Genomic DNA, 20570 nt, shown 5'->3' on the forward strand with positions numbered 1-20570 from the left:
CATGCTTAAACAACGCATCCTCATCCTGGCGCTGCTCGCCTGCGGCCACGCCGGCGCCGGCGAGCGCCTGTCGCTGGACGCCGGCTGGCGCTTCCTGCAGGGCGACGTGGCGCTGCCCGCCATCCAGGGCCACGGCGCCAGCTACCTCAGCGCGCAGACCGGCCAAGCGCACGGCCCGGCGCAGGCCGACTACGACGATTCCGACTGGCGCCGCGTCGACCTGCCGCACGACTGGGCGGTCGAAGGCCCGTACGACGCCGCGCAGAACAAGTCGCAGGGCTACCGTCCGCGCGGCATCGGCTGGTACCGGCGCTACTTCACGCTGCCGGCCTCGGACCGGGGCCGCCATCTGGAGCTGCAACTGGACGCGGTCGCCACGCACAGCACCGTGTGGGTGAACGGCATCGTGGTCAACCGCAACTGGTCCGGCTACAACGGCCGCGCGCTCGACATCACGCCCTATGTGCGCTACGGCGACGAGGTCAACACCATCGCTGTGCGCGCCGACGCCGAGGTGATGGAGGGCTGGTGGTACGAGGGCGCCGGCATCTACCGCCACACCTGGCTGGTCAAGCGCGACGCGCTGCACATCGCCACCGACGGCGTGCACGCCAACCCGGTGCTCAAGGACGGCCGCTGGACGCTGCCGGTGACGGTGCAGCTGGAAAGCAGCGCCGAGGCGCCGCGCAAGGCGGTGCTCGACGTGCGCGTGGTCGACCCGGCCGGCGCCGAGGTGGCGCACGGCAGCGTGCCGGTGCGGGTGGACGCGCTCGGCAAGGCCAGCGCGCAGCTCGCGCTGGCGGTGCGCGATCCGAAGCTGTGGAGCCCCGGGCATCCCGATCTGTACCGCGTGCGGACGACCCTGCGCGACGGCGCCGCCGAGATCGACAGCAACGAGCTGCGCACCGGCTTCCGCACCATCCGCTTCGACGCCGCGCGCGGCTTCTTCCTCAACGGCGAGCCGGTCAAGCTGCAGGGCGTGGCGATCCACCAGGACCATGCGGGCGTCGGCGTGGCCGTGCCGGATTCGATCTGGGAGTTCCGTCTGCGCCAGCTCAAGGCCATGGGCGTGAACGCGATCCGCTTCGCCCACAACGCGCCGGCCGCCGAGGTGGTGGACCTGGCCGACCGCCTGGGCCTGATGGTGATGGACGAGAACCGCAACTTCAACCCGTCGGCCGACTACCTGGGGCAGCTGCGCTGGCTGGTGCAGCGCGACCGCAACCACCCGAGCGTGATCCTGTGGTCGATCTTCAACGAGGAGCAGTTGCAGGGCAGCGAGACCGGCTACCAGATCGCGCGCCGCATGGTGGCGGCGGTCAAGGAGCTGGACCCGACCCGGCCGGTGACGGCGGCCATGAACGCCGGCCTGTTCGCCGACCGTAACGCCGCGCAGGCGCTGGACGTGGCGGGCATCAACTACCAGGTGTGGGAATACGACCGCTTCCACAAGACCTTCCCGGACAAGCCGGTGTTCAGCTCCGAGGACACCTCGGCCTTCATGTCGCGCGGCGAATACACGACCGACTGGAACCGCCACCTGGTGGCCAGCCTGGACGACGACGCCGCCGGCTGGGGCCAGACCCAGCGCCGCAGCTGGAAGCTGATCGACGAGCGGCCCTTCCTGGCCGGCGGCTTCGTCTGGACCGGCATCGACTACCGGGGCGAGCCGACGCCGCACGAGTGGCCGAGCGCCTCGTCCTTCTTCGGCATCCTGGACCTGTGCGGCTTCCCCAAGACCGCGTTCTACATCCGCCAGGCGCTGTGGCGCAAGGACATCACCATGGTCAAGCTGGCGCCGCACTGGACCTGGCCGGGCCGCGAAGGCCAGCCGGTCAAGGTGCTGGTGGCCAGCAACGCCCCGCGCGTGCGCCTGCTGCTGAACGGCGCCGTGATCGGCGAACGCGACGTCGATCCCTACGACATGGCCACCTTCGAGGCGCCGTACGCGCCCGGCCGGCTGAGGCGGTGGCGTTGCGCGCCGGCGCCGAGGCTCTGGCCGCGACAGCGTGCCGACACACCAGCGGCGTGCTGGTGCTCACGCGCCCGACCGCGCCGCGCTGGTTGGCGACGGCGCCGACGCGAAAGCCGGTGACGGTGAGCGCGGTCGACGCCCAGGCCATCCGAAAGCCGACCGCTAACCTGCACGTGCGCTTCGAGGCCAGCGGCGCGGGCGCCATCATCGGCGTCGGCAATGGCGATCCGAACTCGCACGCGTCGGAGAAGGCGCCGGAGCGCGACCTCTACAACGGCCTGGCGCAGGTGATCGTGCAGAGCCGGCGCGGCGGGCAGGGCGGGTTCGCTGCTGCGCCAGCGCTGACGGCCTGCAACCGGCCGAGACGGTGCTGGCGGTGCGGGCGGTGGCGCCGCTGCCGGCCGCGCCCGAGGCGCAGCCGGTGGTGCGCGTGGGCGGCTGGCGCATCTCGCCGGCGCAGGCCGCGTCCCGGATCCGAACCTGATGCTGGCCGACAGCGACATGAACAGCTGGGCTTCAGCGCGCCGCCGCTCAGGCAGGCGGCCGAGGCGCTGCGCTGGCGCACCTACCGCGCGCCGCTCGGTCTGCGCGGCGACCGCAACGACGGCCGCGCGCGTCTGGTGTTCGGCGAAATCGCCGGCAGGGCCGAGGTGTGGCTCGACGGCGTCAAGCTGGGCGAGAAGGGCGCGGCGGAGGCGGGACCGCTGTCGCTGCCGCTGCCGAAGGGCGCGGCGTGGCGCACGCTCACCGTGCTGGTGGAAGCGCAGCCGAACCAGCCATCCGGCCTGATCGGCCCGGTGCTGGTGGAACCAGGCGCGCCATGAGGCTGGCGGCCATCCTGCTCGCGCTGGCGGGCGCGGTGCCTCGCGCGTCTGCCGCGACCGCCACCCCCGGCGGGCACGGCAAGCGCTGCCGCCAGTTCCCGCGCCGCGCCGCGACCGCCTCTGGCGGCCACGGCGTCGCCGCATTCGCGACCGTAATGGGGACAACGCCGCCCTGGCCGTCGGGCGCCACCGTCACCGTCGGGAATGGCAGGGTGCTGGAGGTGGCGCTGCGGCGCGCGCGTCGACCGGCGCATCCCCGCTGCATTGCGCTGGGCTACGCCGGCACCTACGAACTGGCAGCCGCTGCTGATCGACGAGCGCTCGTCCGGCACCACCGGCGCGCCGTTCGAGCTGTCCGCCGCGCCCCGCGCGCAAGTGGTGCTGAGCGGCGCGATCCATCTGCCCGCCCTGCGCTGGGAACCCTGGCGCGACGGCATCTGGCGCGCCCGCCATGCCGGCCCGCCGTTCCAGCGCCTGTGGCTGGGCAAGCAAGCCCTGGTGCGCGCCCGTTATCCGAACGCCGACCCAACGCAGTCCGGCTTCGGCGGCGCCTCCGACGCCACCGGCCCCGAACGCGTGGTGCGCTGGCACGATCTCCGCCGGCGCCGCCGCATGCGCTGCACGGCACCGCTGGGGCGCCCGCAGGCCGATCCTGCGCGAATGCCGACGGCAGCCCACCTACGGCGCCCAGGTCGGCAACAACCGCATCATGCCCCCGAGCGCGACCGACCGCTACGTCGAGAACGTCTTCGAAGAGCTGGACGCCCCCGGCGAATGGTTCGACGACCGCCGCGACGGCTGGCTGTACCTCGCCAGCTCGACGGCGCCCGCCCGCCGGCGCGGGGCTTCCGCGCCGGCATGCACGAGGCGCTGATCCGCATCGAGGGCCACGGCGCGCAGGTGAACCATGTCCGCATCCGCAAGCTCGGTTTCCAGGACACCGAGCCGACCTTCCTGAAAGCGGACGAACCGCTGCTGCGCTCGGACTGGAAGTTCTACCGCGCCGGCGCGGTGACGATCGAGAACGCCGCCGACGTGCGCATCGAGGACGGCGACTTCACCGGCCTGGGCGGCCACGCCATCGTGGTCAGCGGGCGCGCGCGGCAGGTCCGGGTGAGCGGCAACCATATCCACGCGATCGGCGGCACGGCGGTGGCCTTCGTCGGCCGCCCGGAGGCGGCGCGCTCGCCGCTCTACGAATACCACGAGCACCTCGACCAGGCCGCGCTGGACCCGGCCCCCGGCCCGCGCTCGGACGCCTATCCACGGGACTCGGCCGCCGTGGACAACCTGATCCACGACGTCGGCCAGATCGACCGCCAGGCCGCCGGCGTGCAGATCGCCATGTCGGCGCGCATCACGGTGGACCACAACTCCATCCACCACGTGCCGCGCGCCGGCATCAACATCGGCGATGGCAACTGGGGCGGCCACGTCCTCACCAACAACGACGTGTTCGACACGGTGCGCGAATCGGGCGACCACGGCGCCTTCAACAGCTGGGGCCGCGACCGCTACTGGGACCCCGACCGCAAGGAGATGGAGCGCCGCGTGGCGTCCGATCCGCGCCTGCCGCTGCTGGACGCGGTCGAGCCCATCATCATGCGCCGCAACCGCTTCCGCTGCGACCACGGCTGGGACGTCGACCTCGACGACGGCGCCTCCAACTACGTGATCGAACAGAACCTGCTGCTGGCGGGCGGCCTGAAGCTGCGCGAGGGCTTCGCCCGCGTCGTGCGCAACAACATCATGGTCAACGGCACCTTCCACCCGCACGTGTGGTTCGCCGACAGCGGCGACGTGTTCGAAGCCAACGTCGTCATGGCGCCGTACCAGCCGATCGACATCGCGCACTGGGGCCGCAGCGTGGACCGCAACCTGTTCGCCAGCGCGGACGGCCTGGCCGAGGCGCAGGCGCGCGGCACCGACGCCGGCTCGGTGGCCGGCGATCCACGCTTCGCCGCGCCGGCCGAGGGCGACTACACCGTCACCAACGCCGCGCTGGCGGCGCGCATCGGCTTCGTCAACTTCCCGATGCGCGATTTCGGCGTGCGTCCGGCGCGGCTGAAGGCGCTGGCCGCCGCGCCGGCCTATCCGCAGCCGAGCGCCGCCGCCACGGCCGCCGCGCCGCCACGCAGCGCGCAGACGCTGGAAGGCTTGCTGCTCAAGCCGGTCGAGACGCTGGGCGAACAGTCAGCCGCCGGGCTGGGCGCGGCCACCGGCCTGCGCGTGCTGGCGGTGCGGGCCGGCAGCCGTGGCGAAGCGGCCGGCCTGCGGGCGCGCGACGTCATCATCGGCGCCGGACGGGCGGGGCAGGGCGGCATCGCGCCTGTCGCCGAATTCGTTTCGCTGCAAGCGCTGCTGGCCGCCGGCGGCGATCTGGAACTGCTGGTCGTGCGCGACCAGGCCCGGATTGTCGTGCGCTGGCAACAACCCGCCGCCGCGACGGGCGGCGCGCGCCCGTAAGTCTTGCGTCGTCGAGCCGGTTCTCCATTTTCAGTTCCGGCTTTGATCCTTTTTGTAATTGCCGCGTCAAAGCGCGCCTTGCAGAATGCAATCACCGAGACGATGGAGACGCAATTCAATGAAACAATATTCCTGTGTAATCGCGGTGGCGACATCGCTGCTGCTTGCCGCCGGCGTTGCCGCGTGCAGCGGCGGCGCCGCGACATCCGATCCCGTGGCCGCCGCGACGGTGGCCACGGCGCCCGCTCCGGCGGCGGCCCCGAGCGGCATGCGCGCCCTGACCAGCACGGAGCTGGCGAAGCTGATGTCGCCCGGCATCAACCTGGGCAACACGCTGGAAGCGCTGCCCAATGAAACCGCGTGGGGCAACCCGGTGCCGACGCAGGCGCTGATGAACGCCTACAAGGCGGCCGGCTTCAACACCGTGCGCATCCCGGTCTCGTGGACCCAGTACGCCGACGCCAACAACAACATCGGCGCGGCGTGGCTGGCCCATGTCCGCCAGGTGGTGGACTACGCGCACAACGCCGGCCTGTACACGGTCATCAACATCCACTGGGACGGCGGCTGGATGAACCACACCACCTACGATCGGCAAGCCGCGATCAACGCCAAGCTGACGCGCTTCTGGACGCAGATCGCCAGCAATTTCAAGAACGACGACGACACCTTGCTGTTCGCCGGCAGCAACGAGGTCGGCCAGGACAACACCTACGGCGCGCCGACGGCCGAATACGCGGCCGTGCAGAACAGCTTCAACCAGACCTTCGTGGACGCGGTGCGCGCCACCGGCGGCAACAACGCGCTGCGCCATCTGGTGGTGCAGGGCTACTTCACCAACATCGACAACACGGTCGCGACCAACACGGTGCCCAAGGACAGCGTCGCCAACCGCCTGTTCATGGAAGTGCACTACTACGATCCCTTCCATTTCACGCTCGACGACAAAAGCAAGATCTGGCAGTGGGGCGCGCAGGCCACCAATCCGGCCGCCGTCGAGGCCTGGGCCAACGAGGCGTGGGCCGACGCCGAGTTCCAGAAGATGAAGACCGCCTTCGGCGACAAGGGCGTGCCGGTGCTGCTGGGCGAGTACGGCGCCGGCATGAAGGCCGCGTATCCGGGCATGGACGTGTACCGCAAGGCCTGGGACCGGTACATCACGCAGTCGGCCTTCCAGCACGGCCTGGTGCCGGTCTACTGGGACACCGGCGGCATGATAGACCGCAAGACGGGCGCCCAGCTGGACCCCGACGTGATCGCGATGATCGTCAAGGCGACCCGGTGAACGGCGGCCGGTGTTGTGGGCCTGCGTCGGTTGCGTGATTTTGTGTCGGGACTTGACGGATTTTAGTCTTGTCGCCGGCCTGGCCGTTCCACAGAATAGCCAGGGCGGTGGCGGAAAGCGGCGGCCGGGCGCAGGTCCGGTCGTTGTGCAGTGCAAGGCGGGCCCGCCCGCAACCTCCGTGCCATGCGCTGGGCATGGCCGGAGTGGTGTTTGCGACCGCGCGGCGGCCGCGGACTTATGGAAGCAATAGGAGACAATTAAAGTGAATAATCCAAAAAAAACAGCGATCGCCATGGGCGTGGCACAGTTGGTCCTGATGGCAAGCGGCGCCGTGATGGCGCAAACCGCGCCGGCCGTTGACGCGACCCCCACGGTGATCGTCAGCGGCCAGCGCGCGGCGCTGCAGTCGGCCCAGAAGCTCAAGCAGAACGCGGACGAGATCATCGACTCGGTGGTCGCCGACGACATCGGCAAACTGCCGGACAAGTCGGTCACCGAGGTGCTGCAGCGCATGCCCGGCGTCACCATCAACCGCACCCTGAGCCGCTCCGATCCGCTGCAGGGCGTGGGCGAGGACGGCCGCTTCGCCGCCGAAGGCACCGGCGTGTCGATCCGGGGCCTCAATTATGTGCGCTCCGAGCTCAACGGCCGCGACTCGTTCTCCGCCAACGGCGGCCGCGCGCTGAGCTTCGAGGACGTGCCGCCCGAACTGCTGGCCGGCGTGGACATCTACAAGAATCCGTCGGCCGAGCAGATCGAAGGCGGCATCGGCGGCCTGGTCAACCTGCGCACCGCGATGCCGTTCGACTTCAAGGGCCTCAAGGCCGCGGTCTCGGCCGAGGCCTCGCGCGCCAGCCTGCGCGGCAACACCAAGCCATCGCTGTCGGGCATGGTGTCGAACCGCTGGGAGACGCCGCTGGGCCAGTTCGGCGCCTTGCTCGACCTGTCGCACTCGGAGATCTCCACCCGCAGCAACGGCATGGGCGTGGGCCACTACTACTCGCGCACCGACGCCGTGATCGGCGACACCAGCGGCCAGGAGCGCTGGATCACCCCCGGCGTGAACTGGAACACCAGCGACTTCGACCGCACCCGCGACGGCCTGTACGGCGCCTTGCAGTGGAAGAAGGGCGACATCCTGTCCGGCCTGACCTACTTCAAGTCCAAGTACAAGCTGGTCACGGCGGAGAACGCGTTGTACACCTCCTCCAATCCGCGCAACGTCACGCTCGACCCCGGCGCCACCTTCGACGCCAGCGGCGCGCTGTTGACCGGCACGCTGCGCAACACCAAGGACAACGGCATCGGCTTCGGCTCCAACGCGCGCAGCGTGGGGCGCGAGTCCGAGACCACCGACATCGCGTGGAACACCAAGTGGCGGGTCTCGCCGCAACTGCAGGTGCAGGCGGACCTGCAGCACACGCGCTCGACCACGGACGGCAGCGACAACCTGGTCGCGCTGGCCGGCCAGATGCCCAAGCAGACCGTGAACCTGTCCGGCTCGATTCCGGTGCTGACTTTCGACGACGCGGACCGGGCCTTCCTGGCCAAGCCGTCGAGCTACAACTGGGACTCCACCCAGCAGCACCGCGATCACGCGGTGGCCACCCAGAGCGCGCTGCGCCTTGACGGCACCTACAGCTTCGATCATCCGGTGCTCAACGACCTGCGTTTCGGGGTGCGCGCCACCGACCGCAGCTCGCTCACGCAGGCGAACACGCCGAACAGCCAGTGGACCGCCCTCGGCGCGACCTGGGCCACCGGCGACGCCGGCTGGCAGCCGCTGAGCTCGTTCATCAACCTGGCCGATCCGCGCTTCGCCGGCAACACCACCACCCAGGCCTTCAACGGCTTCTTCAACGGCAAGACGCCGCTGCCGGCGCCGCTCATCGTGCCGGACGCGTCCCTGACCACCGGCGGTTCGCCGCCGCCCGGATTCACCACGCTGCACAACTTCGTGCAGGCGGTCTGCAAACCCGACCACAAGAGCGACGGCATCTGCAACTGGACGCCGGCGCCCTTCGGCGACCCGATCGCCCGCAACCAGCAGAGCGAGCGCACCACGTCGGCCTTCGGCCAACTGCGCTTCGGCTTCGAGAACCTGCCCTACCCGGTGGACGGCACCGTCGGCCTGCGCGTGGTCCGCACGGAGGAGACCGCGGTCGGCCGCACGCTGTTTACGCCGCCGACGGTGGCCGCCGGCCTGGTCGGCGTGCCGGTCATCGCCGCGATCAACGACGAGCAGACGCTGCACCACAACTATACCAACACCTTGCCCAGCCTGAACCTGCGCTTGAAGGCGGGCAGCGAGCTGCAATTCCGCTTCGCGGTGTCGCAGGGGATCTCGCGGCCCGATTTCTACCGCATGCAGGCCTATACGACGCTGGGCGTGAATCCGAAGACGCACAACGACGCGGCCGGCAATCCCGTGCTCGACTCGATCGAGTACACCGGCTCGGCCAACGGCAACACCATGCTCAAGCCGACCCGCTCGAACAACTTCGACCTGACGGCGGAGTACTACTTCGGCGCGTCGAGCTCGGCCACCCTGTCGCTGTTCCACAAGAAGCTCAAGGACATCGTGGTCGACAAGACCACCTACTACCCGCTGACCGATTCGGCCGGCCAGGTCCACAACTTCCTGCTGAACTCGCCGGTCAACGGCGCCGACGGCCGCGTCACGGGCTTCGAGGCCGCCTACCAGCAGTATTTCGACAAGCTGCCGGGACTGTTGTCGGGCATCGGGGTATCGCTCAACTACACCTACATCGACAGCCGCCTGGACATGGGCCTGCCGAAGGACCGCCAATGGTGCACGCCGTCCAGCGCCGGCAACGACCTGGTCGCCTCGCTGGGCGGTTGCGACACCAACGGCCGCTTCCTCGGCGACCTGCCGGTCTCGGGCCTGTCGAAGAACGCCTTCAACGTGGCGCTGCTGTACGACAAGGGACCTTGGTCGGCCCGCCTGGCCTACAGCTGGCGTTCGCAGGCCCTGGGCTCGGTCCACACCTGGGGCACGTACGGCACCGACGGCATCGACCGCAACCCGGCCAGCCCGAACGCCGGCAACGGCTATTCGGTGAACTACGTGGTGCCGTCCTGGAGCGGCGGCTATGGCCAGGCCGACCTGGGCGTGCAATACAAGCCGACCGAGAACACCACCCTGGCGTTCGACGTGTCCAACCTCACCGACGCGCTCTACAAGTCGTACAACCAGCAGGGCATCGGCCTCAAGCTCACCGGCGTGAACTACACCGGCCGCCGCTTCACCCTGCAGGCGCGCTACTCGTTCTGATGCCTCCCGGCTGAAACCGGCTCCCGCCGTCGATGCCGACGGCGGGAGCTTTTTACGTCCACCCTCTCTTTTGCGAACACACGATGAAACCATCCAGCATTTTCCGTCTCGGCCTGTACGGCCTGGTGATGATCGCGGCGCAGGCGGCCGCCGGCGCCGAGGCGCACGACGCCATGCCCCGCCTGGTCCAGCAGGACGGCCGCCACGCGCTGATCGTCGACGGCCAGCCCTTCATCATGCTGGGCGTGCAGGCGCACAACTCCAGCAACTATCCGGCCGCGCTGGGCAAGGTCTGGGCCGCCGTCAAGGATGCCCACGCCAACACGCTGGAGATCCCGGTGGCCTGGGAGCAGATCGAGCCGGCCGAGGGCAGGTTCGACTTCAGCTACGTCGACACGCTGGTGGCCGAGGCGCGCCGGAACCAGGTGCGGCTGGTGCTGCTGTGGTTCGGCACCTGGAAGAACACCGGGCCGGCCTACACGCCGGAGTGGGTCAAGTTCGACAACCGGCGCTTCCCGCGCATGGTCGACAAGGACGGCAAGACCAGCTACTGCCTGTCGCCGCTGGGCGGGGAGACGGTCAAGGCCGACACCAAGGCCTTCGTCGCGCTGATGGACCACCTGAAGCGGATCGACGCGGCCGAGCGCACCGTGATCATGGTGCAGGTTGAAAACGAGGTCGGCACCTACGGCACCGTGCGCGACTTCGGCCCGCAGGCCGAGGCGGCGTTCCGCCAGCCGGTGCCGGCGGCTGTGCTGGCGCGCAAGAAGGCGCCGGTGCCGGGCGCGGCCGGCGGCAGCTGGTCGGAAGTCTACGGCCCGTATGCCGACGAGTACTTCCACGCCTATGCGATCGCCAGCCATATCGAGCAGCTCGCCAAGGCGGGGCGCGCGGTGTACGACCTGCCGATGTACGTCAACAACGCGCTGCGCGATCCGGTCGAGCCGATGGCGCCGTGGAAGGGCAACTTCGCCAGCGGCGGCCCGGGCTATGACGTGATCGACATCTACAAGGCCGCCGCGCCGCATATCGACGTGGTCGCGCCGGACATCTATGTGTCCGAGTCGAACAAGGTGGCGGCCACGCTGGAGCAGTTCAAGCGCCGCGACAACGCGCTGTTCGTGCCGGAGATGGGCAACGCGCAGCACTATGCGCGCTACGTCTACCAGATCCTGGGACGCGGCGCGATCGGCGTGGCGCCGTTCGGCGTCGACTATGCCGACTACAGCAACTACCCGCTGGGCTCCAAGCTGAAGGACAAGGCCATGGCCGAACCGTTCGGCAGGATCTACGAGGCCTTCCGCCCGATGGCGCGGCAGTGGGCGCGCTGGGCGCTCGAGGGCCGCACCGACGGCCTGGCCGAGACCGAGGCGCGCACGCCGCAGAGCCTGAAGTTCAAGGGCTGGGACATCAAGGCCTCGTTCCGCGAGTGGCAACTGGGCGGCCAGCCCGACCCGGCCCACATCACGGACGCGCCGCCGGGCACGGAATCGCCGTCGGGCGGCGCGGCGGTGGCGCAGATCGGCGACAACGAGTTCATCCTGTTCGGCCAGCACGTCCGTCTCCATCTTGAAGCCACCGGCGCCAACGCCGGCAAGCCGTATATGTTCGCCCGCGTCGAGGAGGGGCATTTCGATGCGCAGGGCAAGTGGATCATGGAGCGCAACTGGAACGGCGACCAGACCGACCACGGCCTCAACTTCACCGGCCAGCCGATTACGTTGAAGGTCCGGATGGGCAGCTATTGATCGCCGGGGGAACAGCATGAAAATGAACAGATATTCCGCGCTGGCCGCCGCCGTGGCGGCCGCGCTGGCGTCGTTGCCGGCTGCGGCCGAGATCGGCGTTACGATCGAGGCCGCCAAGCCGGGGCCGGTGATCAGCAAGTACGTGTATGGCCAGTTCGCCGAGCACCTGGGCACCGGCATCTACGGCGGCCTGTGGGTGGGGCCGGATTCGGCCATCCCCAACACGCGCGGCTGGCGCAACGACGTGGTGGCCGCGCTGAAGGAACTGCATGTGCCGGTGGTGCGCTGGCCGGGCGGCTGCTTCGCCGACCAGTACCACTGGCGCGACGGCATCGGCCCGCGCGCCGGGCGGCCGGTGCGTATCAACACCAACTGGGGCGGCGTCGACGAGGACAACGCGGTCGGCACGCACGAGTTCTTCGAGCTGGTCGAGCAGCTCGGCGCCGACGCCTACGTCAACGGCAACCTCGGCTCCGGCACCGTGCAGGAGATGGCCGAGTGGGTCGAGTACCTGACGGCGGGCGGCAAGTCCAGCCTGGCCGCGCTGCGCGCCCGCAACGGCCATCCGGCGCCGTACAAGGTGGCGTTCCTCGGCATCGGCAACGAGGCCTGGGGCTGCGGCGGCAATATGCAGGTCGAGCAGTACGCCCGCGAGTACCAGCGCTACGCGAGCTTCGTGCATCCGGCGTCGGGCAACACGCAATTCATCGCGGCCGGCGGACACGACGACGACACCAGCTGGACCGACCACCTGAGTTCGAAGGTGCAGGGCCGGTTGGACGGGATCTCCTTCCACTACTACACCTCGCCCGGCGCCGACAGCAAGGGCAAGTACGGCGCGACCGGCTTCGACGAAAGCCGCTGGATCGCGACGCTGCGGCAGACGCAGCGCATGGAGGGCTTCATCGCCAACAACGTCGCCAGGATGGACCGGCACGACAAGCAGAACAAGCTGGCCTTCGTGGTCGACGAGTGGGGCACGTGGTACGACGCGGAGGAGGGCAGCACCCCGGGCTTCCTGGTGCAGCAGAACTCGCTGCGCGACGCGCTGGTGGCCGCGCTCAACTTCAACATCTTCCACGCCCATGCGGACCGGGTGCGCATGACCAGCATCGCGCAGATGGTCAACGTGCTGCAGGCCATGATACGCACCGACGGCGGCAGGATGGTGCTGACGCCGACCTATCACGCGTTCCGGATGTACGTGCCGTTCCAGGACGCGACGTCGGTGCCGGTCAGGCTGGCCAGCAATCCGCAGTACAGCCACGGCGGGGTCGGCATCCCGGCCGTCAGCGCGTCGGCCGCGCGCGGCAGGGACGGCCGGCTGCACCTGGCGCTGGTCAACACCAATCCGGGGGCGGTGGCGGAGGTGGCCGTCGACATCGACGGCGCCAGGGCGGTTTCCGCGTCCGGCACGGTGTTGACCGCCGGCGCGATGGATGCACACAACACCTTCGACGCGCCGGAGACCGTCAAGCCGGCGCCGTTCTCCGCCACGGCCAGGGGCGGCAGGCTGGTCATGACACTGCCGGCCAAGTCCATCGTGGTCGTCGCGGTGCAGGCGGCCGCGGACTGATGATTTTCGCAAGCTTGGCCGAACGTCAACGCGGCCCCCGCCTGGATTACAACAAGACAACGAAATTCCCTGCACCGTTGAAATTTGTCCCATAAATTCAAGTACTATTTGAACGAAATCCGCCTCTCTCCGGCGTGGAGACGCCGCCTCTCACACTGATCAAGGAATACTTATGATTCAGGTAAAGACATCACGGCAGGTGCAGCTTGAGCGCGACGCGTTCGAGACCGCCACCGACAGGAACCTCACCCGCGTGCTGATCGCGGCGGCGGGCGGCGATTTCTCCCAGCGGGTCGACAGCGACGCCTTGCCACCCTCCCTGGCCAAGGCGGGCGCCGCCGTCAATCGCCTGCTGGACAACCTGCAGGCGGTCCGCGCCGAGATGGGCCGGATGAGCGCGGAGCACGAACGGGGCGACATCGACGTGGCGATCGACGCCCACCGGTTCGAGGGCGATTTCCGCACCATGGCGCAGGGCATCAACGCGATGGTCGAGTCGCACATCGCCACCAAGAAGTCCGCCATGGGCGTGTTCAGGGAGTTCGGCCGCGGCAATTTCGACGCCGCGATGGACAAGCTGCCCGGCAAGAAGGCCTTCATCAACGACACCATCGAGCAGGTGCGCGGCAACCTCAAGGGCCTGATCGCCGAGATGAACCGGATGTCGTCGGAGCACGACAAGGGCGACATCGACGTGATGATCGACGCCCAGAAATTCGAGGGCGATTTCCGCCACATGGCGCAAGGCATCAACAGCATGGTGGCGGGCCACATCGCTGTCAAGAAGAAAGCCATGGCCTGCGTCAAGGCCTTTGGCGAGGGCGACTTCAGCGCGCCGCTGGAGACCTTCCCGGGCAAGAAGGCGTTCATCAACCAGACCATCGAGCAGGTGCGCGCCAACCTGCTGGCCCTGATCGAGGACACCGGCACGCTGGCCAGGGCGGCCCAGGCCGGCGAGCTCGACACGCGCGCCGACGCCACCCGGCACGCCGGCGACTTCCGCCGCATCGTGCAGGGCGTGAACGGCGCGCTCGACGCCATCGTGGTGCCGCTGCGCGAGGTCCAGCAGGTGCTGGCCAGCATGGAGACCGGCGACCTGTCCAAGACCATCCGCGGCGACTACCAGGGCGCGTTCGCCGAGTTGAAGGGCGCCGTCAACAGCATGGCCGCCAAGCTGGCCGAGGTCGTGCACGAGGTGTCCAGCGGCGCCGCCGCGCTGGCCAACGCGTCGGAGGAGGTCAGCGCCACCGCGCAGTCGCTGGCGCAGGCGGCCAGCGAGCAGGCGGCCGGCGTCGAGCAGACCAGCGCGTCGATCGAGCAGATCACCGCCTCGATCTCGCAAAACACCGACAACGCCAAGGTCACCGACGGCATCGCCACCAAGGCCGCGGTGGAGGCGGCGCAGGGCGGCATGGCGGTCAAGGAGACCGTGTCGGCGATGAACCAGATCGCCAAGAAGATCAGCATCATCGACGACATCGCCTACCAGACCAACCTGCTGGCCTTGAACGCGGCGATCGAGGCGGCGCGCGCGGGCGAGCACGGCAAGGGCTTCGCGGTGGTGGCGGCCGAGGTGCGCAAGCTGGCCGAGCGCAGCCAGGTGGCGGCGCAGGAGATCGGCGAGGTGGCGATCAACAGCGTCAAGCTGGCCGAGAAGGCCGGCCTGCTGCTCGACGAGATGGTGCCGAACATCAAGCGGACCTCGGATCTGGTGCAGGAGATCACGGCGGCGTCGGAGGAGCAGGCCACCGGCGTGGACCAGATCAATTCGGCGGTCGGGCAGTTGAGCGAATCGACCCAGCAGAACGCGGCGAGTTCGGAGGAGCTGGCCGCCACCGCCGAGGAGATGAGCGGCCAGGCCGACCAGCTGACGCAGACCATGTCGTTCTTCAAGCTGGCGGCCACGAAACGCCCGGGCGCGCCGGCGTTCGCGCCGCCGCCGGCCTGGGATGCCGTCGCCAAGCCGGATGTGCGCCGGCTGCATGCCAAGGGCGCGGCCAAGGCGAACGGCGCGCCCAACGAGCAGCGCTTCACCCACTTCTAGCCCGCCCGCCGCGGTCTCGCGCCTCAGAACGGCGGCAGGCTGCGGCGGCCCTTGACGGTCAGCCGCAGCTTGACGCCCGACGACGGCCGGGTCACGGTCGTCCCGCCCGGCTGGCCGCCGCCCACCCATACGCTGGCCGGTCCGGCTTCGACGCTGCGCCTGCCGGCCGCGTCCACCGTGCTCAAGGCCTTGGCCTCCAGCCTGAAGCTCACCTTGCGGTGCTCGCCCGGCTTCAGCGAGACGCGGGCGAAGCCGGCCAGCGTGCTGTTGGGCGCCGCGTCGCCGGGGCGGCTGACGTACACCTGCACCACCTCGTCGCCGGCGCGCAGGCCGTCGTTCTTCACGTCGACCGTGAGCGTGACGGCGCATCCCGCGCAGACCTGCTTCGGCGTGGCGGCGGCCGTGTAGCGGAAGCGCGTGTAGCTCAGGCCGTGGCCGAAGGGGTAGAGCGGCTCGCCCCTGAAGTATTTGTAGGTGCGTCCCCGCATGCCGTAGTCCTTGAACGGCGGCAGGTCGGCGGCGGATTTGTAGAAGGTCACGGGCAGGCGTCCGGCCGGGCTGTAGTCGCCCGCGATCAGTTCGGCGATGGCCTGTCCGCCTTCGCCGCCCGGATACCAGGCTTGGACGATGGCGGGCACGTTGCGGTCGGCCCAGTTCAGCGCCATGGCGCTGCCGCTCAGGTTGACCAGCACCAGCGGCCGGCCCAGCGCGCCCAGCCGCTCCAGCAGCGCCTCCTGCGGCGCCGGCAGGTCGAGGCTGGTGCGGTCGCCGCCGGCGAAACCGGGCGCGTGCACCGTCATTTCCTCGCCCTCCAGCTGCCAGTTCAAGCCGGCGGCATAGACCACCAGGTCGGCCTGGCGGGCCGCTTCCAGTGCGGCCGCATCGTCGAAGCTGGGCTTGGTCCATTGCAGCTGCTGGTCGCCATCCCAGCCGGTCTGCTGTGCTTCGACCTCGATGCGGTAGACCTTGCCGGCGGTGAGGCTGAGTTCAGTCTTCGACGTCGGCCAGGCCAGATCCCACAGGTCGGTGACCAGCCGGCCGTCGACGCGGATGCGGTAGCCCTGGTTGCTCTTCAGCCGGAAATTGTGCACGCCGCTTTCGGTGGCGCGCAGGTAGCCGCTCCAGCGGGCCGAGGTCTTGCGGTCGTAGGCGTTCGGCCAGCCCCATTTGAACTCGGCCCTGGCGATGGTCTCGACCGTGGCGGGCGCGCCTTCCAGCGCCAGGTTGTCGTAGCGCTCCAGCTTGACGCCGGGCCGGGTGCACGCTTCGTCCAGGCACAGGCTGGACGCCGGCACGTCCTGCAGCGGCGGCGCCACCCAGCCGGTGCCTTCGATGTAGTCCACCCGCGCGTTCGGGAACCTGGCGCGCAGGCCTTGCAGCACGGTGACCGGGTGCGACGGCGTGCCGTTGTAGTTGCCGACCAGCGCGTCGACGCTGTCGGCGTTCGGGCCGATCACGGCGATGCGCGCCGGCGCCTGCCGCAGGGGCAGCAGGCCGTCGTTTTTCAACAGCACCAGCGACTGGCGCGCCGCCTCCAGGTTCAGGGCGCGGTTGGCCGGGGTGTCGTAGTCGCTGGCGGTGATCCGCTGGAACGGGCGGTCGGCCGGCGTCTCCAGCAGGCCCAGGCGGATGCGCGCTTCGAGCAGGCGCAGCACGGCGCGGTCGACGTCGGCCTCGGCCAGCAGGCCCTGCCGCACGGCGCGCACCGTGGTGGCCGGGGCCGCCGTCGGCGAGCCGCCGAATTCGCAGAACACGTCGGTGCCGGCCTTGATCGCCGCCGCCACCGCCTGCTCGGGCGTGCCGGTGTAGCGGTGCGCGCCCTCGGTGTGGATGTCGGCCACGGCGCCGCAGTCGGACACCACGTGTCCCTGGAACTTCCACGCGCCGCGCAGATAGTCCTTCAGCAGAGGCTCGTTGGCGCAGGCCGGCACGCCGTCCACGGCGTTGTAGGCGCACATGATGGACAGCGCCTTGCCTTCGGTGATGGTGGCGTGGAAGGCCGGCAGGTAGGTCTCGGTCAGGTCGCGCGGCGACGGATGGATGTCGTCGCGGTGGCGGTCGGACTCGGGGCCGCTGTGCACCGCGAAGTGCTTGACCGTGGCCGAGACCTTGGGCGCGCCGGGATCGTCGCCCTGCAGGCCGCGCACATAGGCCACGCCGATGCGCGAGGTCAGGTGGGGATCCTCGCCGTAGGTCTCCTGGCCCCGGCCCCAGCGCGGATCGCGGAAGATGTTGACGTTGGGCGACCACACCGTCAGGCCGCGGTACATGGCGGTGCCGCCGTCGGGCGCGACCGCCTCCAGGTACTTGGCGCGGAACTCGCCGGCGACGGTGTCGCCGACCCGCTCGATGAGCGCCGTGTTCCACGTCGCCGCCAGCCCGATGGCCTGCGGGAAAACGGTGGCGTTGCCGGCGCGCGCGACGCCGTGCAGGCCCTCGTTCCACCAGTTGTAGCGGGGGATGGCCAGGCGCTCGATGGCCGGCGAATCGTGCTGGAGCTGGCTGGCTTTTTCCTCCAGCGTCATGCGCGCCAGCAGGTCGCCGGCGCGCTGTCGGGCGTCGGCCGGCGCCGCCTGGGCGTGCAGGGACAGGCTCACGGCCACGGCCGCCGCGACGGCGGTGCGGGATGGATAGCGATTTTTCATGGTCATTTCTTGTAGGGTTTTACGCGCCGGACGCCGCGTGCCGGCTGCTTGCGGCGGATGGTAGCACCGCAAATCCGGCCCGGCGGCCGCCGGATCGCCGGTTGGGATAAATGATGTTCGCCGTTGGCGGTTTTCATAATTCGTGCGGCGCGCTTTTATGCATAAGATGTCGGCATGGACCACAGACGTCCGGAATTATCATAACTATAAGGGGACGAAATGGCTGACAAGGCTATTCGAAAAATCGTCATCGTCGGCGGCGGCACCGCCGGCTGGATGACCGCCGCGCCGCTGGCGCTCAAGCTGGGCAGGGCCTGCGACATCGTGCTGGTGGAGTCGCCGGAAATCGGCACGGTCGGCGTGGGGGAGGCGACGCTGCCGACCATCCGCTACTTCAACCAGGCGCTGGGCCTGGATCTGTCCGACTTCGTGGCCAAGACCAAGGCGACCTTCAAGCTCGGCATCGAGTTCAAGGACTGGGGCCACCTCGGCAACCGCTTCTTCCACGGCTTCGGCGACTTCGGCCCGGACATCGAAGGCCGCAGCTCCTACCTGTACTGGCAGCGGCTGGCGCGCGAGATCCACGACATGCCGCCGTACGAGGACTGGTCGGTGGCGGCGGTCATGGCGCGCAACCAGCGCTTCACGCCGCCCAGCGGCGACCAGCCGTCCGCCAGCAACGCCTATTCCTACGCCTACCATTTCGACGCCGGCCTGTACGCCGCCTATCTGCGCGACTACGCCGTGGCGCGCGGCGTGGCGCGGATCGAGGGCTACATCGACGAGGTCGAACAGCATCCGCAGACCGGCAACATCGCCGCCGTCAAGCTGCGCGACGGCCGCCGGGTCGAGGGCGACCTGTTCATCGATTGCTCGGGCTTCCGTGGCCTGCTGATCGAGGGCGTCTACCAGGCCGGCTACGACGACTGGAGCGCCATGCTGCCCTGTAACAGCGCGCAGGCCGTGCCGTGCGCCAGCGTCGAGCGGTTCACGCCGTACACCGTCTCGGCCGCCAAGAGCGCGGGCTGGACCTGGCGCATTCCGCTGCAGCACCGCACCGGCAACGGCCACGTCTACTGCGACGGCTTCACCTCCGACGCCGAAGCCGCGCGCGTGCTGCTCGACGGCCTGGACGGCCGCGCCCTCGACGAACCGCGCCAGCTGCGCTTCACCACCGGCCGCCGCCGCAAGATGTGGATCAAGAACTGCGTCGCCATCGGCCTGTCGGGCGGCTTCCTGGAACCGCTGGAGTCGACCAGCATCAACATGATCGAGAACGCGGCCGGCTGGCTGCTGGAATTGTTCCCCGACCGCGACTTCCGTCCCGAGCTGGCCGACGAGTTCAACCGCCGCGCCGCCAGCCGCTACGAGTCTGTGCGCGACTTCATCGTCCTGCACTACAAGCTGACCAAGCGCACCGATTCCGAGTTCTGGCGCTACTGCGCCGACATGGCCATCCCGGACACGCTCACGCACCAGATCGAGCTGTTCCGCGAAACCGGGCGCATGGTCATCTACGACAAGGAGGGATTCTCGGCCTCGTCGCACATCGCCATCCTGGCCGGGCTGGGCGTCGTGCCCAGGGCCGACGATGCGCTCATCCATCTGATGGACATGCGCAAGCTGCACGCGCATTACTACCAGCTGCGCCAGGTCATCGCGCAGACCGTCAACGCCATGCCGGACCATACGCACTATCTCCGGCAGCTGGCAGGCTAGCCGCCCCACGCGGGCGGCCCGCCGATACAAGTTAGTACCGGTACTGCGCCAGACGTGGCGCGACCCTTGTTCGTCCTTACCTCACTATCCTGGAGTATAAAAATATGAAGAAGAGACACATCGCCGCCGTCACCGGCGTGCTGGCGGCCTTGCTGGCGGCCTGCGGCGGCAGCGGCACCGACAGCGGCACCAGCAAGTCGGCGCAGACACTGGCCAGCGTCACGACCAGCGGCGTCGCCAACGCGCCGACCCGCTGGGCCAGCCTCAAGTTCGGCGGCGGCGGCTACGTGCCCGGCCTGGTCTATCATCCGACCAGCCCCGACGTGCTGTACGCGCGCACCGACATCGGCGGCGCCTACCGCTGGGATGCCGCCACCAAGGCCTGGGTGGCGATCACCGACGGCTTCGGCAGCACCGAGGGCTTCTACCACGGCACCGAAACCATGGCGCTCGATCCGAACGACGACCAGCGCGTCTACATGAGCGCCGGCATGTACCTGTCGGACAAGCCCGATGCGCGCCTGTACATTTCCACCGACCGTGGCGCCAACTGGCAGCACGTCGACCTGCCTTTCTCGGCCGGCAGCAACAACCAGGGCCGCGCCGTCGGCGAGCGCCTGATGGTGGACCCGAACAAGCCGTCGATCCTGTTCTACGCCACGCGCGCCAACGGCATGTGGAAGAGCAGCGACTACGGCCAGACCTGGAGCCAGGTGGCGTCGCTGGCCACGCACAACATGACCAAGGACGAGATCAACGCCGTGACCTGGAGCGGCGTGGTCGGCTTCGAGCAGGTGATCTTCGACACCAACACCAAGGGCACCGGCAGCGCCACCCAGACCATCTACACCGCCGTCGGGCGGGATTACGCCGCGGTGGCGGGGCTGAACCACAGCATGTACAAGACCACCGACGGCGGCGCGACCTGGCAAGGCATCGCCACCCCGGCCGACGTGGCCGGCTTCTTCGTGCCCCACATGGTGCGCAACAAGG

10 protein-coding genes are annotated in these 20570 nt (G+C 69.3%); 9 read left to right on the top strand and 1 reads right to left on the bottom strand.

Going from position 1 to position 20570, the window contains the following annotated elements; genetic code table 11:
* Position 1 precedes the first annotated feature (1 nt).
* The 8 genes from galA to HUX88_RS24760 all read left to right on the top strand — a co-directional run bounded on the left by galA (position 2) and on the right by HUX88_RS24760 (position 15213).
* Positions 2 to 2095 (top strand): beta-galactosidase GalA, encoded by a 2094-nt coding sequence (galA, locus tag HUX88_RS24725; protein WP_176363507.1) that lies wholly within the window; start codon positions 2 to 4, stop codon positions 2093 to 2095.
* The gene (locus tag HUX88_RS24730) at positions 2029 to 2799 is read left to right on the top strand and encodes a hypothetical protein (protein WP_217916436.1); all 771 of its coding nucleotides are present in this window, start codon (positions 2029 to 2031) and stop codon (positions 2797 to 2799) included. The genes galA and HUX88_RS24730 overlap by 67 nt, the downstream gene beginning before the upstream one ends.
* Before the next feature lie 204 nt (positions 2800 to 3003).
* Positions 3004 to 5265 (top strand): peptide-binding protein, encoded by a 2262-nt coding sequence (locus HUX88_RS24735; RefSeq protein ID WP_176363509.1) that lies wholly within the window; start codon positions 3004 to 3006, stop codon positions 5263 to 5265.
* 118 nt (positions 5266 to 5383) lie between these two features.
* Positions 5384 to 6550: a glycoside hydrolase family 5 protein gene (locus tag HUX88_RS24740; RefSeq protein WP_217916437.1), complete on the top strand. Its 1167-nt coding sequence runs from the start codon at positions 5384 to 5386 to the stop codon at positions 6548 to 6550.
* A gap of 262 nt (positions 6551 to 6812) precedes the next feature.
* Positions 6813 to 9845 (top strand): TonB-dependent receptor, encoded by a 3033-nt coding sequence (locus tag HUX88_RS24745; protein WP_176363510.1) that lies wholly within the window; start codon positions 6813 to 6815, stop codon positions 9843 to 9845.
* A gap of 83 nt (positions 9846 to 9928) precedes the next feature.
* On the top strand, positions 9929 to 11593 hold the full coding sequence (locus HUX88_RS24750) for a DUF5597 domain-containing protein (protein ID WP_176363511.1): 1665 nt from the start codon (positions 9929 to 9931) through the stop codon (positions 11591 to 11593).
* A gap of 16 nt (positions 11594 to 11609) precedes the next feature.
* Positions 11610 to 13169: an alpha-N-arabinofuranosidase gene (locus HUX88_RS24755; RefSeq protein WP_176363512.1), complete on the top strand. Its 1560-nt coding sequence runs from the start codon at positions 11610 to 11612 to the stop codon at positions 13167 to 13169.
* 172 nt (positions 13170 to 13341) lie between these two features.
* Positions 13342 to 15213 carry a methyl-accepting chemotaxis protein gene (locus HUX88_RS24760; protein ID WP_176363513.1) on the top strand — a complete coding sequence of 624 codons (1872 nt, stop codon included), beginning with the start codon at positions 13342 to 13344 and terminating at the stop codon, positions 15211 to 15213.
* Positions 15214 to 15236: 23 nt separating this feature from the next.
* Here HUX88_RS24760 and HUX88_RS24765 read toward each other — a convergent pair whose 3' ends face one another.
* On the bottom strand, positions 15237 to 17858 hold the full coding sequence (locus HUX88_RS24765) for a glycoside hydrolase family 3 C-terminal domain-containing protein (RefSeq protein WP_229219523.1): 2622 nt from the start codon (positions 17856 to 17858) through the stop codon (positions 15237 to 15239).
* 219 nt (positions 17859 to 18077) lie between these two features.
* Here HUX88_RS24765 and HUX88_RS24770 point away from each other — a divergent pair, with 219 nt between their 5' ends.
* Positions 18078 to 19577: a tryptophan halogenase family protein gene (locus HUX88_RS24770; protein ID WP_176363515.1), complete on the top strand. Its 1500-nt coding sequence runs from the start codon at positions 18078 to 18080 to the stop codon at positions 19575 to 19577.
* Positions 19578 to 20570: the final 993 nt, after the last annotated feature.

Origin of the sequence: Duganella sp. BJB1802 (assembly GCF_013369445.1) — a bacterium.
Taxonomy (GTDB): Bacteria; Pseudomonadota; Gammaproteobacteria; order Burkholderiales; family Burkholderiaceae_D; genus Rugamonas; species Rugamonas vulcania_A.